Below are 13,909 nucleotides of genomic sequence, written 5' to 3'. Positions count from 1 at the left end.
GCGAGGCGGGAGGAGCTGCGTCATCGGAGGAAGGCGGCGGCGACGCCGGAGTCGACCGGGATGTGCAGACCCGTGGTGCGGCTGAGCTCCGGGCCGGTGAGCACGTAGACCGCGTCGGCGACGTTCTCGGGCACGACCTCGCGCTTGAGGATGGTGCGGTTGGCGTAGTACTGGCCGAGGTCCTCTTCGGCGACGCCGTAGGTCGCGGCGCGGTTGGCGCCCCAGCCGGAGGCGAAGATGCCCGAGCCGCGCACGACGCCGTCGGGGTTGATGCCGTTGACGCGGATGCCGTGCTCGCCGAGCTCGACGGCGAGCAGACGCACCTGGTGCGCCTGGTCGGCCTTGGTCGCCGAGTAGGCGATGTTGTTGGGGCCGGCGAAGACGGAGTTCTTCGACGAGATGTAGATGATGTCGCCGCCGAGCTTCTGGTCGATCAGGGCGCGGGCCGCGGCCTTCGACACCAGGAACGAGCCCTTGGCCATGACGTCGTGCTGCAGGTCCCAGTCCTTCTCGGTGGTCTCGAGCAGCGGCTTCGACAGCGAGAGCCCGGCGTTGTTGACGACGAGGTCGACCCCGCCGAACGCGAGCAGCGCGGCGTTCATCGCGACCTGCACCGCATCGGCGTCGGCCACGTTCGCGGCGACCCCGATCGCGACGTCGGTGTTGCCGAGTTCGGCAGCGGCGGCCTGCGCCTTCTCGAGGTCGAGGTCGGCGACGACGACGCAGGCGCCCTCGGCCGCGAGACGGGTGGCGATCGCCTTGCCGATGCCGGATGCCGCGCCCGTGACGAAGGCGATGCGTCCCTGGTGGGACTTGGGCTTCGGCATCCGCTGCAGCTTGGCCTCTTCGAGCGCCCAGTACTCGATGTTGAACTTCTCGGCGTCGGAGATGGGGGAGTAGGTCGACAGCGCCTCGGCGCCGCGCATCACGTTGATCGCGTTGACGTAGAACTCGCCGGCGACCCGCGCGGTCTGCTTGTTCGCGCCGTACGAGAACATGCCCACACCGGGGATCAGCACGATCAGCGGGTCGGCGCCGCGGATCGCGGGAGACTCGGCGGTCGCGTGCGCGTCGTAGTACGCCTGGTAGTCGGCGCGGTACTCGGTGTGCAGCTCGTGCAGGCGCGCGATCTGCTCGTCGACGGATGCCGTGGCGGGCAGGTCGAGGATCAGCGGCTTCACCTTGGTGCGCAGGAAGTGGTCGGGGCAGCTGGTGCCCAGAGCCGCGAGCGCGGGCGCCTTCTCGGACGCGAGGAAGTCGAGCACGACATCCGCATCGGTGAAGTGACCCACCTGCGGGCGGTCGTGCGAGGCGATGCCGCGGATCGTCGGCGCGAGGGCGGCGGCGCGCTCACGGCGCTCGGCGTCGGGCAGCGCCTCGAAGCCGGCGCGCACACCGCCGAAGGGGTCGGACTTCCCCTGCGCGGCGATGTACGCGGATGCCGTCTCGATGATCCACAGCGAATTCGACTCCGCCTCCTCCGACGTGTCGCCCCACGCGGTGATGCCGTGTCCGCCGAGGATGCATCCGATCGCCTGCGGGTTCGCGGCCTTGACCGCTGCGATGTCGAGTCCGAGCTGGAAGCCCGGGCGACGCCACGGCACCCACACGACCTTCTCGCCGAAGATCGTCGAGGTCAATGCCTCCCCGTCGGCCGCGGTCGCGATCGCGATCCCCGAGTCCGGGTGCAGGTGATCCACGTGCGCGGCATCGACCAAGCCGTGCATCGCGGTGTCGATCGAGGGAGCCGCCCCGCCCTTGCCGTGCAGGCAGTAGTCGAACGCGGCGACCATCTCGTCTTCACGCTCGCCCCCCGGGTACACGTCGACGAGCGCACGCATGCGGTCCAGACGCAGCACCGCGAGGCCCTGCTCCGTGAGCGTGCCCAGGTCGCCGCCCGATCCCTTGACCCACAGCAGCTCGACCGGCTGACCGGTGACCGGGTCGGTCTCGGTGCCCTTGGCGGAGGTGTTGCCGCCGGCGTAGTTGGTGTTCTTCGGGTCGGAGCCCAGGAGGTTCGACCGCTCGATCAGGGCGGCGGCGGTGGGGTTCGTCATGTCAGTGTCCTTCGGGAGAGTCGGGATGCGGGGCGCGTCAGACGCGCGAGTCCTGGGCGGGGACCGGGCTGCCGTAACGCTCGAGCTCGATCTCGTCGAGCGTCTTGCCCTCGGTCTTGGGCGCCCAGATGGTGCCGATCAGCAGGGCGGCGACGAGCAGTCCGATGATGAGCAGACCCAGCTGGCCGAGGCCGATCGAGTCGAGCAGCACCGGGAACACGAGGCTCAGTAGGCCCACCATGACGCGGGCGAGCATGAAGAGCATGCCCTGGGCGCTGGCGCGGTACTTGGTGGCGAAGAGCTCTGCGGTCCACAGGCCATAGAACGCCTGCGCGCCGACACCGGCCGAGAGGCCCCACGCCACGGCGAAGAACAGTAGCGAGAAGAGTCCGGGAGGGGCGTAGATCAGCACGACCCACGCGACCACGCCGAGCGCCGCGCCGCCGAAGTACAGCCAGCGTCGGCTGACGCGGTCGCCGTAGCGCATGAAGCCGAAGTACGTGCCGGCGGCCGTCAACGTCCACACCAGCACCTGCAGGAGGTTCTGCTGCGTGGCATCCTCGAGCCCGGCTGCCTCGTACACGCGGGGCTGGAAGATGCCCGCCTGACCGGCGACCGTGTTCCAGAGGCCGTAGACGCCGAGCAGGAATGCCAGCGCGCCGAGGTTGCGGCGGTCGGAGAGCAGCCCGATGATGCCGGAGAACAGCGACACCTTCTCGCCGTTGGCGGTGGCGGTCGCCCGCTGCTCCTTCCAGCGCTTCGACTCGGGGAGCCCGCGGCGCACCCACCAGGTGACCGCGGCGATCACGAACAGGTGGAAGAAGATCAGTCGAGCGCCGAGGATGCCGAGCGGTCCGACGATGACGGCGAGGAGGAAGCCGACGGCCGGGCCGATCGACCAGGCCAGCTGGGCCGTGCCGACGTGCGCCGCACGGTGCTCGCTCGGCGCCTCCTCAGCGATGTAGGTCCACGAGGCGGGCACGCCCGCGCCGACCGCGATCCCCATCAGGATCACGCCGACGAGCAGCACGGCGAAGTTCGGCGAGAACGTCACCAGCAGCGCACCGAGCATGAACACGATCAGGTCGTAGGTGTAGATGAACTTGCGGCCGAGGCGGTCGCAGAGCGGACCGCCGATCGCGGCGCCGATGGCCGCGCCGAAGGCGTTGGCGCTGAGCGCGGCGACCAAGCCGACGGCGCCGTTGTCGAAGCCGAACTCGATCTGCCACAGCGACAGGCTCGTGGCGAGGGCGATGATCGCACCCGCCTCGATGTAGTTCGACATGGCCACGGCGATCGTGGCCTTCCAGGCGGAGAGCGGGCGGCGGGGGGTTCGGGTGGCAGTGGTCATGGTCAGGCGCCCCATCCTGCCTGCACGCCGCCGACGCGATCGGCGGCGATCTGCTGCTGGTAGCCGGAGGCGGCGTACGCGGCCATCGGGTCGGCGGCGAGGCCGCGCGACTCGCGCCACTCGGCCAGCGCCGGACGCACGTCGGTGTAGAACGCGTCCATGAAGACCGCGTTCGCGGCGAGCACGTCGCCGGACTTCTGTGCGGCGGTCAGCGCGTCGCGGTCGACGATCAGCGCGCGCGCCGTCATCTCCTGCACGTTCAGCACCGAGCGGATCTGGCCGGGGATCTTGTCTTCGACGTTGTGGCACTGGTCGAGCATGAACGCCACGTCGGGGTTGTTCAGCCCACCGCCGCGCACCACCTCGAACAGGATGCGGAACAGCTGGAACGGGTCGGCCGCGCCCACGATCAGATCGTCGTCGGCGTAGAAGCGCGAGTTGAAGTCGAACGAGCCCAGCTTGCCGAGGCGCAGCAGCTGCATGACGATGAACTCGATGTTGGTGCCGGGGGCGTGGTGACCGGTGTCGAGGCAGACCATCGCCTTGTCGCCCAGCGCGCTGACCTGGGCGTACGACGTGCCCCAGTCCGGAACGTCGGTGTGGTAGAACGCCGGCTCGAAGAACTTGTACTCCAGCACCAGACGCTGGTCGTCGCCGAGGCGCGCGTAGATCTGCTGCAGCGACTCCTGCAGACGGTCCTGGCGGCCGCGCAGATCGGCCTGGCCGGGGTAGTTGGAGCCCTCGGCGAGCCAGATCTTCAGGTCACGGCTGCCCGTGGCATCCATCACGTCGATGCAGGCGAGGTGGTGGTCGATCGCCTTCTGACGGATCGCCGCGTCTTCGTGCGTCAGCGCACCGAACTTGTAGTCGTCGTCTTGGAAGGTGTTGGAGTTGATCGTGCCGAGCGTGACGCCGAGGTCTTCGGCGTGCGCGCGCAGGTCGGAGTACGAGTCCACGACATCCCACGGGATGTGCAGGGCGACGCTCGGCGCGAGCGCGGTGTACTTGTGCACCTGCGCCGCATCGGCGATCTTCTCCCACGGGTCACGCGGCGTGCCGGGGGTGCCGAACACCTTGAAGCGGGTGCCGGAGTTGCCGAACGCCCAGCTGGGCAGCTCGATGCCCTGCTGCTCGAGAGCGGCCAGATGGTCGGAGGAGAGGATGCTCACAGTGCACTGCTTTCGTCGGTGTCGGATGCGGGGCGCGCGCCGGCGGCTGCGAGCTGGTCTTCGAGGTGGAAGACCTCGGTGAGGGGCGTCGCGGCCTGATCGGGGCGGCCCTCCATCCCGAGGAAGAAGCGGCTCATCTCGGCCTCCCAGCGCGTGGCGATCGGGGAAGCGGCGAGGTACGCCTGGGCGGCGGCGTCGTCATCGGTCTCGTAGTAGCCGATGAGCGTGCCGCCTTCGCCGAGGAACAGCGAATAGTCGCGGCGGCCGGCGGCGGCGATCTCGGCCAGCATCTCGGGCCAGACGGGAGAGTGGCGCTCGACGTACTCGTCGAGGAGCTCAGGGCGGACCTGAAGCTGAAAGCAGATACGGGGCATCATTGATCGATCTGTCGGTGCGGAAGTGCGATATGAATCGTTTCATAAGCTAGAGCACGATCGGGAATCCGTCAACCGCGGTCGGCGATCCGTCCCGTGCGGATCATCTCTAAGAGGCCGTCATCGCCGACCTGCCCGCCCTTGAGGAGGATGTCGGTGCCGTCGATGGCGGGATCGAGGGAGCTCGCGCGGAGGACGACCACGTTGGCCTGTGGGTTCGCGACGATCGACAGACGGCTGACGCCGAGAGAGCGCACCACACGGCTCGACGTGTCGCCGCCGCAGACGATGAGACGGGCGGTGGCGCCGGCGGAGAGGGAGGCCCGAGCGGTCGCCGTCGCAGCCGCGGCGATCGCGGGGAGCGGGTCGGCGGCGGTGCGGAACGGTTCGGTGCTCTCGGAGGTCGCGGGGGTCCCGGTGTCGTCGAGCGTCGCGGTGCTGTCGGAGGTGAGCGCGACGCTGCGGCCGGCTCGCAGGTGCGCGATGACCTCGAGGTGCTGGGCGGCCCCGAGTGTCGCGGCATCCGGAGACAGCGGGAGCACGATCCAGCCGGCATCGTGTGCGGTGCGCAGCTGACGCCGGGTCTGAGGAGAGCGGCTGCCCGAGAGGGCGAGCACGGGGCCCGTGCGCAGGTTCTCGGTGCGCAGGTTCTCGGTGCGGACGAAGGTCGCAGCGCTGTCTGAAGACACAGCGTGGCCCGAGAACAGGGCACGGGTGAGACCGCCGGCGCCGAGGACGAAGCGTGGCTGCCCGCGCGTGGGCAGCCGCGAGAGCGCGTCGCCGATGAGGGTGAGATGGCCGTCGTCGAGGGCGTCGAGCAGGATGCCGGCCGGGGTACCGGTGCCTGCGCCAGCGTCGAGCGCGGTAGCGAGATCGTCGGCGGTGCCGTAGCTCGTCAGGTGCAGCGCCGCGAGCGGGAGTCGGGTCTGACGTGAGAGATGCGCGACGAGGTCGGACTCGTCCATCGGGGTCGAGGGGTGCGCCGCCATGGTGGGCTGCCGATCGAGTCGATGCACCACACCCGCCTCGGCGGCGAAGTGATGCCCGAACACCGTGTGGCGGCCGAAGTCGGGCTGCGCGAACAGCATCGGCACCGGGTGATCGCCGAACACCGCGCGTCCGACCTCGAGCACGCGACCGAGGCTTCCCGTCGTCGGCGACGAGTCAGCGGTGGAACACGCCTTGTACTGCACGAACCGCGGGTTCACCGCCCGCAGTGCCTCGAATGCCGGCCGCACCTCGGCCTCGAGCGCCTCGGAATCGAGCGATCGGGCGATGCCGGCGATGCCCACCACGTCGTGCGTCGACGCCGCTTCGCGCAGCGCCGACGCTTCGGGTGTTCCGATGAAGAGGCATCCGCGGGCGCCGCGGCGCGCCACCTGCAGCAGCACGTCGACGCTGCCGGTCACGTCGTCGCCGTAGTACGCCAGGTGCGGATCAGTCACGGACCGCCCCGAACCGTTCGGTCGCGCGGCGCAGCTCGGGCGAGGCGGCGAGGGCCTGCGCGGCGGTCTCTCCGCGCTCGGCCGAGGCCCAGGCGTCGCGCATACTGGTGACTCCCGCGGCCGCGCCGTCGGGGTGCCCGTGGATGCCGCCGCCCGCGAGTACCAGCAGATCCGACGAGCCCACCGCACGATACGTGGCATGCGCGAGTCCGCCCCACTGCCCCGACGACAGCACCGGCACCGTGTCGGCGATCCCGTCGAGGGGCGTGCGCACGGCGGCGATCGAGTCGAGCACCTCGGCGTCGGACTCATAGAACTTGTTCGAGATGCCGTTCGTGTGCAGATGATCGGCACCGCTGAGACGGGCGAGCTTCTGCCAGGCGCGGAACGTGAAGCCGACCTGGGGTGACCGGCTGATCGCACCGAACATCGCACGGTGGCCGTGGATCGGCACCTGTGCGAAGCGGCGCACCTGGGCGAGTCCGGCCAGCCCCACCATGTTGATGCAGACCATCACGCAGGTGCCGCCCGCGGCGACCACGCGGTCGTGGTTCTGCTCGAGCAGATGGATGTCGTCGGTGATGTTGAAGGCGTACATCGGCATGCGGCCGGTACGGTCGGCATGCCGCTCGAGCACCGGCATCACCGCGTCGATGCGGGCGGCGAGGGGAGAGGCGGGGCCGTTGCCCTGCAGCTCGTCGTCCTTGATGAAGTCGACGCCGGCCTCGGCGAGTTCGCCCACCACCTCGGCGAGCTCGGACGGCGTCAGCCCGATGCTGGGCTTCACGATCGTGCCGATCAGCGCGCCGTCCGGGCGACCCATGAGCGCCCGGGTGCCGGCGAGGCCGAACCTCGGGCCGCCGTAGCGCTCGCCGAAGGCCGCAGGCAGGTCGAGGTCGGTGAGCTTGACGGCGGCGAGCTCCTTGATCTCGAAGAGGTTGCCGGCGACGGCGGCCTGCAGGTTGGGGATCGACGGACCGAAGTTGTCGAGCGGGAACCGCAGCCGCAGCCGCGCTCTGCGGCGCAGCGCCGGGTCGCCGACCGTGCCGGGCAGCGCGCTGTCGCCGGTGAGGGTCATCTCGTCGAGGTCGAGCACCTGCGCCGCGAAGCGCGCTCGCACGGCGTCGGACTCGCGTTCGACGCGCACGAAGGTGCCGGTCGACTGCTCCCCGGCGAGGGTCTCGGCGGCCTGCTGCAGCGGCAGCGAGGTTTCGATCTCGTAGGTGGCGATCACGGAATCGGTCATCAGGTCACCAGACGATCGGGAGCCAGACCGACATCTCGCCCGGGCCGCGGTTGCCCCAGGCGAAGTACGGCACGAGTCGGGCGGTGGCCTCCGACAGCGGTTCGCTGTCGAGGTCGGCGTACAGCGCGTCATCCGTGGCACCGGGCAGGACGGCGAGCGTCGTCGTGAGGGCGGTCAGCCGCTGCCCGTCGATCACGATCGACTCGGGTGCGAAGCGCGCGCCTCGCCGCAGCGCGGCCTGCTCGAGCAGCACGCCCTCCGGCAGGTCGGCGCCTTCGACGCAGTAGACGATCGGTCCGCGCTGCACGGCCACCTGATTGGCGGCCTCTTCGGCGAGACGGTGCGCGCGCAGCACCCGCACGGGCATCGGCAGGTCGAGCACGATCGTGTCGCCGACCGCGAACGGCCCGTCGACGGTCGTGTACGCGCCGGGTTCGCCGACCGGGCGGCTCTCTCCGGCGACCGTGAGCGTCGCACCCGACGACCATCCGGGAATGCGCAGATGCACGGGTACCCCGCCCGCGCGCGCCTCGGTCACCATGAACGTGATCCGGCCGTTCCACGGGTAGTCACTGTGCTCGCGAAGAGCCAGCATCCGCCCGTCGTCGAGCGTGGCGCGCAGTTCGCTGCCGCCGTAGAGGTGCACGTACAGGCCGTCGCTATCGACCGAGGCCGCGCGCTCATGCAGCCGGGCGAGGGTGCGGGCTGTGTTCGGCGGGCAGCAAAAGCAGCTCAGGTAGCGCTCGCGCAGCCGCTCGTCGGACTTCGGCGGAGCCGGCACGGGATGCTGGCCGGTGTCGCCCGCACGGCGCAGCGCGAAGGGCAGGTCGCGCACCTGCCGCAGCGGATTCGTGTACAGGTACGCGGTGCCGTCGAGACTGATCCCGGCGAGCAGAGCGTTGAACGAGATCTGCTCGATCACGTCGGCGAAGCGCGCCTCACCCGTGAGTGCGAGCATGCGCTCGGCCCAGAGGATCATGCCGATGTTCGCGCACGACTCGGCATGGGCGGTGGTGTGCGGCAGCTGGTACGCGCGGCCGTAGGCCTGATGCACGCGGCTGATCTGCTCCTGCCACGGGTGTCCGTCGGGCGAGGCGCCGTCGTACAGCGCGCCGCATCCGCCCGTGATGTAGAGCTTCGTGTCGATCACGTCGTCCCACAGGCGTCGCAGCACGTCGACGAGGTCGGCGTCATCGGTCTCGAGCGCGAGGTCGGCCAGCCCGGCGTACAGGTAGTTGGCGCGCACGGCGTGGCCGGCCACCACCCGCTGCTCGCGCACGGGCACGCGATCCTGGTTGTCGTCGCCGCCCTCGAACTCGTCGCGCACGCGCAGGAACGCCTGGGCGAGTTCGAGGTAGCGGCGCTCGCCGGTGGCGCGGTACAGCTCGATCACGGCCATGTAGTGCGAGGGGCAGATGGCGCTGCGGGCGAGCTCGAGCGGCTGGTCGCGGGCGAGTCCTTCGAGGAAGCCGGCCGCCCCGATCGCCACGTCGAGCAGCAGCCGCGACCCGGTCACCTCGTGGTGGCGCACACCGAGCGTGATCAGGTGCCCGAGGTTGTATGTCTCGAAGTGAAAGCGGTCGGCGAGGGCGACAGCCTCGGTCGGTCCGAGCGCTGCGATCAGCGTGGGCGTGTGCAGGTAGCCGTCTTCGCGCTGCACCGAGGCGATCAGCTGCGCGAGCATCTCGACCGTCTCGGCGAGTGCCGCGTCAGGGTGCGTCTCGAGCTGCGCGACGGCCGCTTCCATCCACTTGTAGACGTCGCCGTCCATGAACGGCGGACCGGTGTGCTCTCCGCGCTCGAGCCCGGCGGCGAGGCGGAAGTTGCGCAGCCCCGCACTCACCGCGGGATCGCTGAGCGACTCCCACATCGTCGGCACGGTGGTCGTGCGCGTGCGCTCCTGCACGGCGCCCCAGAAGCCGCTCGCCCACCGGGCTGATCCGGCGGTAAGGGGAGTCAGTGCGCGGGCGCGGGTGGCGGCATCCATCAGTCGTCTCCTTCGTCGGTCGAATCGTGCGCCGGGATGGCAGGCGCGACCTGTTCCGCAAGCCGCGCGATCCCGAGTCCGACGCTCGTGAGCACGGGAACCGGCACCTCGACGGCCTCTGCCGCGGAGGCCATCGACGCCTGCGCGAGGACCACGACATCGGCCTCGGCCGCGAGTCGTCGGATCGCTCCGGCGACGAGTTCGTCGTGTCGCGCGCGGTCTCCGGACGAGACGGCGGCGAACGCGCCGTCGACGACTTCCTCGGTCAGCGTCGGCGTCACGCCGGCGAGCTCTGCGCGTTCGCGCAGCAGCGCGACGGTCGGGGTGAGCGTCGTCTGCAGTGTCGCGATCACGGCGATCCTGGTTCCGGTGGCGACGGCGCGGTCGGCCATGGCCTCGTCGATCCGCAGCACCGGAAGGCCCGCGCGCGCGGCCATGTCGTCGGCGTATCCCGAGATCGACGAGCACGTCAGCATCAGCACGTCGGCACCCGCCTCGCGGGCGGCCTGCGCCAGATGCACCAGGCGATCGGCGACGGATGCCGCGCGCTGCGCATCGCCGAGATCGGCCACGATCCGGTCATCGAGGTAATTGATCAGCGTGGCATCGGGCAGCGCGGCCTTCGCCTGCGCCATGACCGGCGCGATCACGACGGCGCCGGTGTGCAGGAAGGCGACCCGGGTCATGCGAGCACCGCCGCCCCGATCGACACTGACCGCGTGTGCGTGCCGTGTGCGAGCGGTTCCTCCGGCTGGCCGGGAAGGGAGAGGATGCCGGTGGCGCCGACCGGCACCTCGACCGTCGCCTGCAGAGTGTCGCCGTCGAGGGTCCACGCGATCGCCGCCTCGCCGAACGGGGTGCGATGGCGGGCGGATGCCGAGGTGAGTCCGCCGCCCGGTCGGGGAGCGAAGCGAATGCGGCGGTAGCCCGCGGCATCCGGAGCGAGCCCCGCCACCACGCGATGCATCCAGTCGACGACCGCCCCCAGCGCGTAGTGGTTGAACGAGGTCATCGTGCCCGGGTTGACCGAGCCGTCGGGTCGCATCGAGTCCCAGCGCTCCCACACCGTGGTCGCTCCCATGCCCACCTGGTAGAGCCAGGACGGGCACTCCTTCTCGAGCAGCAGCGCATACGCGGCGTCGAGTTGTCCGTTCGCGCTGAGGGCGTCGGTGACGAGCGGCGTGCCGACGAACCCCGTGCCGATGCGGTTGTCGCCCGCGCGCACGAGTTCGGCGAGCCGCGCGGCCGCAGGCAGACGCAGTGCCTCGGGCAGCAGATCGAACTGCAGGGCGAGGGCGTACGCGGTCTGCGCGTCGGAGCTCATGCGCCCGTCGTCGTGCACGTGCGCGGCGATGAACGCGGCCTTCGCCTCATCTGCGAGGGCCGTGTAGTGCGCGGCATCGGCGTCTTCGCCCAACACCGCCGCCATCGACGCGACGAGCCGCGCGGAGTAGGCGAAGTAGCCCGAGGCCACGAGGTACCGGTCCGTGCGGCCGGCTCCCGGGTCCTGCGGGGGAGAGGCGGGATCGAGCCAGTCGCCGAGCTGGTACCCGGTGTTCCACAGTCGTGAGGGACCGGCGATCTCGGCCTGCAGATCCACCCAGGCGCGCGCACTGTCGAACTGCGCGCGCACCACTCCGGCGTCGGCGTAGCGCTGATGCAGCGTCCACGGCACGACCGTCGCGGCGTCGCCCCAGGCGGCACCGGGGCGCTGCGGGGTCCACATCGTGTCGGCGGGGATGACAGGCACGTACCAGGGAACCGTGCCGTCGGGCAGCTGCTCGGCAGCGAGGTCGCGCAGCCATCCGGCGAGCATGCCCGACACGTCGTACAGGAACGACGCCGCCGGGGCGAACACCTGGATGTCGCCCGTCCAGCCCAGTCGCTCGTCGCGCTGCGGGCAGTCGGAGGGGATGTCGACGAAGTTGCCGCGCATGCCCCACACCACGTTCTCGTGCAGGCGATCGAGTTGCGGGTCGGACGATGCGAACCAGCCCGTGCGCTCCAGGTCGGTGTGCAGCACGCGCGCGACGAGGGCGCCGGCCGCGGCATCGGCATCGAGGTCTCCGGGCCAGCCGTCGACCTCGACGTAGCGGAACCCGTGGTACGTGAACCGCGGCTCCCACTCCTCTGCGACGGAGCGGCCGGCGAACGTGTACACGTCGGTCGACACCGCGTCGCGGAGGGGACGCGTGTAGAGCTCGTCGTCCTGCAGCACCTCGGCCGTACGCAGGGTGACCGTCGTGCCGGCGGGTGCGGTCGCGCGGATGCGGACGACACCGACCAGGTTCTGCCCGAAGTCCAGCACGCGCCGACCCGACGGGGTGCGCAGCACGGCTATGGGCGCCACCTCTTCGGTCACGCGCACGGGCGGCCCGGTCGGGGCGACGAGGGTGGCGGGGTCGCGCCGGCGCAGTTGCACGCGGTCCCAGGCGCTGTCGTCGAAGCCGGGCATGCTCCAGCCGGTGATCTCCTCGCGCGCGTCGTAGACCTCGCCGTCGTAGAGGCCGGAGTGCAGGATCGGGCTCGGCGCCGCCTTCCAGCGGGTGTCGGTCGCGACGGTCTCGGTCGTGCCGTCGGCGTAGGCCAGCTCGAGCTGTCCGAGGAACGAGAGGTCGTCACCGAAGACGTTGCGGAACCCTCCGCGCCAGCCCAGCCGCCCGCGATACCAGCCGTCGCCGAGCCAGGCGCCCACCGCGTTGTCGCCGACCGCCAGCAGGTCGGTCACATCGTAGGTGTAGTAGCGCAGGCGCTCGCGGTACACGGTCCATCCGGGCGAGAGCACGTCGGAACCCACGCGTCGTCCGTTGATCTCGGCCTCGTACAGTCCGTGTGCCGAGGCGTACAGTCGCGCGCGGACGAGCCCGTCGCGCACTCTGAATCCGCGGCGGACGAGCGCGGGGCGGCGGTCGTCGCGTGCCGGGTTCTCGTTCCAGATCGACCCGATCGGCGCGGCGGACCAGTCGTCGGGATGCAGCAAGCCGGCCTCGACCGCGGCCCACGGGCCCGGCTCGCTCCAGGCGCCGTCGCTGCCGCGCACCCGCACCCGCACCGACACGCGCTCGCGCGATGTGAGCGGAGCCGCCGGCCAGGGAACGAGCACCTGCTCGTCGGAGTCGACCTCGTACGCGTCGACCGTGCCCGCGGCATCGGTCTCGATGCGATACCCCGACTGCACCCAGCCCGAGGGGGCACTCTCGATGATCCAGGAGAGCCGCGGACGCGACTCGCCGATGCCCAGAGGCTCGCGATGATGCTCGAAGCGAACGGCGGATACGGTGGCCGGCATTGGACACTCCCAAGATTTCGAAACGTTTCAGACTTGGAGACAAACCGTTCTCGCAGCGGTGCGAGGTAGGATTGTGACGTTTCAATCCTAGGGCATGGGAATCGCGTCCGTCGATGCTCCTGCCACACTCGGACAGGGAGGTCCTCATGGTGATCGCGGTGACAGGAAGCAGTGGCACGCTCGGTCGGGCGACGGTTGAACGGCTCCGAGCGTCGGGGGCGGACGTGGTCGGATTCGACCTCACAGGCCCCGCCGGAGTCGGGTTCACCCGCGTCGACCTGTCGGACTACGGGCAGACGCTCGACGCCTTGCTCGGCGTCACCGCACGGCATGAGGGCATCGATGCGCTCGTGCACCTCGCGGCCGTGCCGGTGAACGGGCTGATCCCCGATGCCGCGACCTTCGAGAACAACATGCTGGCGTCGTCGCACGTGCTGCTCGCCGCGCACCGCGCCGGCATCCGCACCGTCGTGGTCGCCTCGAGCATCACCGCCATGGGCTTCCCGTTCGAAGTGGCGCCGCCGTCTCTGCCGGTCGATGAGACGTACACGCGTGCGTTCAACACCTACGGTCTCGGCAAGGTCGTCGAAGAGGCGATGGCCGCACAGCTCGCGGGATGGCACCCCGAGACCTCGATCACCGCGCTGCGCTTCACCAACGTCGTCGCCCCCGACGCGTATGGCACGTTCGCGTCGGCCGCCGAGCCCGACTACCGCCGTGACCTCATCGGCTCGTGGGTCGACGCCCGCGACGGTGCCCGCGCGGTGGAGCTCGCGCTCGCCTCAGCCGCTCCCGGCTTCCGCGTGTACAACGTCGCAGCACCCGAGTCCGGCAATACCGCCCCCAGTCGTGAGCTCGCCGCGCGGTGGTTCCCGGGTGTACCTGTGGCCGACGACCTCGGCGAGTACGAGTCGCTCATGTCGACGCGGCGCATCCGCGACGAGCTGGGCTTCCGCGCCGAGTACGACTGGCGCTGAGGCGGGGGCGATCC

General features: G+C 70.5%; 10 protein-coding genes. 1 reads left to right on the top strand and 9 read right to left on the bottom strand.

The window, feature by feature from the left end; all coding sequences use genetic code 11:
• Window positions 1-20 precede the first annotated feature (20 nt).
• The 9 genes from AC2D10_RS08860 to AC2D10_RS08820 form a co-directional block, all read right to left on the bottom strand.
• A complete protein-coding gene (locus tag AC2D10_RS08860; protein WP_484711720.1) occupies window positions 21-2,057 on the bottom strand; it encodes a bifunctional aldolase/short-chain dehydrogenase in 2,037 nt (678 codons plus the stop codon).
• Between the two features lie 37 nt (window positions 2,058-2,094).
• Window positions 2,095-3,408 carry an MFS transporter gene (locus AC2D10_RS08855; protein WP_484711719.1) on the bottom strand — a complete coding sequence of 438 codons (1,314 nt, stop codon included), beginning with the start codon at window positions 3,406-3,408 and terminating at the stop codon, window positions 2,095-2,097.
• Window positions 3,409-3,410: 2 nt separating this feature from the next.
• A complete protein-coding gene (gene rhaI / locus AC2D10_RS08850) occupies window positions 3,411-4,577 on the bottom strand; it encodes an L-rhamnose isomerase (protein ID WP_484711718.1) in 1,167 nt (388 codons plus the stop codon).
• On the bottom strand, window positions 4,574-4,951 hold the full coding sequence (locus AC2D10_RS08845; RefSeq protein WP_484711836.1) for an L-rhamnose mutarotase: 378 nt from the start codon (window positions 4,949-4,951) through the stop codon (window positions 4,574-4,576). Before AC2D10_RS08845 ends, rhaI begins: the two co-directional genes overlap by 4 nt.
• 71 nt (window positions 4,952-5,022) lie before the next feature.
• Window positions 5,023-6,396, bottom strand: a complete 1,374-nt coding sequence (locus tag AC2D10_RS08840) for a four-carbon acid sugar kinase family protein (protein ID WP_484711717.1) — start codon at window positions 6,394-6,396, stop codon at window positions 5,023-5,025.
• Complete coding sequence (locus AC2D10_RS08835; RefSeq protein ID WP_484711716.1) at window positions 6,389-7,642, bottom strand: RuBisCO large subunit C-terminal-like domain-containing protein; 1,254 nt, start codon at window positions 7,640-7,642, stop codon at window positions 6,389-6,391. Before AC2D10_RS08835 ends, AC2D10_RS08840 begins: the two co-directional genes overlap by 8 nt.
• A gap of 4 nt (window positions 7,643-7,646) precedes the next feature.
• Complete coding sequence (locus tag AC2D10_RS08830) at window positions 7,647-9,629, bottom strand: glycoside hydrolase family 127 protein (protein WP_484711715.1); 1,983 nt, start codon at window positions 9,627-9,629, stop codon at window positions 7,647-7,649.
• Window positions 9,629-10,315 (bottom strand): aspartate/glutamate racemase family protein, encoded by a 687-nt coding sequence (locus tag AC2D10_RS08825; RefSeq protein WP_484711714.1) that lies wholly within the window; start codon window positions 10,313-10,315, stop codon window positions 9,629-9,631. The genes AC2D10_RS08830 and AC2D10_RS08825 overlap by 1 nt, the downstream gene beginning before the upstream one ends.
• Entirely contained in the window at window positions 10,312-12,918 is a 2,607-nt protein-coding gene (locus AC2D10_RS08820; protein ID WP_484711713.1) for a family 78 glycoside hydrolase catalytic domain, read from the bottom strand. The genes AC2D10_RS08825 and AC2D10_RS08820 overlap by 4 nt, the downstream gene beginning before the upstream one ends.
• Before the next feature lie 146 nt (window positions 12,919-13,064).
• On the opposite strand from AC2D10_RS08820, the gene AC2D10_RS08815 reads away from it, so the two are divergent.
• The gene (locus tag AC2D10_RS08815; RefSeq protein WP_484711712.1) at window positions 13,065-13,895 is read left to right on the top strand and encodes an NAD-dependent epimerase/dehydratase family protein; all 831 of its coding nucleotides are present in this window, start codon (window positions 13,065-13,067) and stop codon (window positions 13,893-13,895) included.
• Window positions 13,896-13,909: the final 14 nt, after the last annotated feature.

The organism is Microbacterium sp. PI-SA-G (genome assembly GCF_057215335.1).
This window is presented reverse-complemented; position numbering and strand designations above follow the sequence as displayed.

What these genes read in the sequence shown, in the direction of transcription:
- AC2D10_RS08860 (WP_484711720.1), bottom strand. Translation starts at nt 2,057, where the DNA reads ATGACGAACCCCACCGCCGCCGCCCTGATCGAGCGGTCGAACCTCCTG.
- AC2D10_RS08855 (WP_484711719.1), bottom strand. Translation starts at nt 3,408, where the DNA reads ATGACCACTGCCACCCGAACCCCCCGCCGCCCGCTCTCCGCCTGGAAG.
- AC2D10_RS08845 (WP_484711836.1), bottom strand. Translation starts at nt 4,951, where the DNA reads ATGCCCCGTATCTGCTTTCAGCTTCAGGTCCGCCCTGAGCTCCTCGAC.
- AC2D10_RS08835 (WP_484711716.1), bottom strand. Translation starts at nt 7,642, where the DNA reads ATGACCGATTCCGTGATCGCCACCTACGAGATCGAAACCTCGCTGCCG.
- AC2D10_RS08830 (WP_484711715.1), bottom strand. Translation starts at nt 9,629, where the DNA reads ATGGATGCCGCCACCCGCGCCCGCGCACTGACTCCCCTTACCGCCGGA.
- AC2D10_RS08825 (WP_484711714.1), bottom strand. Translation starts at nt 10,315, where the DNA reads ATGACCCGGGTCGCCTTCCTGCACACCGGCGCCGTCGTGATCGCGCCG.
- AC2D10_RS08820 (WP_484711713.1), bottom strand. Translation starts at nt 12,918, where the DNA reads ATGCCGGCCACCGTATCCGCCGTTCGCTTCGAGCATCATCGCGAGCCT.
- AC2D10_RS08815 (WP_484711712.1), top strand. Translation starts at nt 13,065, where the DNA reads ATGGTGATCGCGGTGACAGGAAGCAGTGGCACGCTCGGTCGGGCGACG.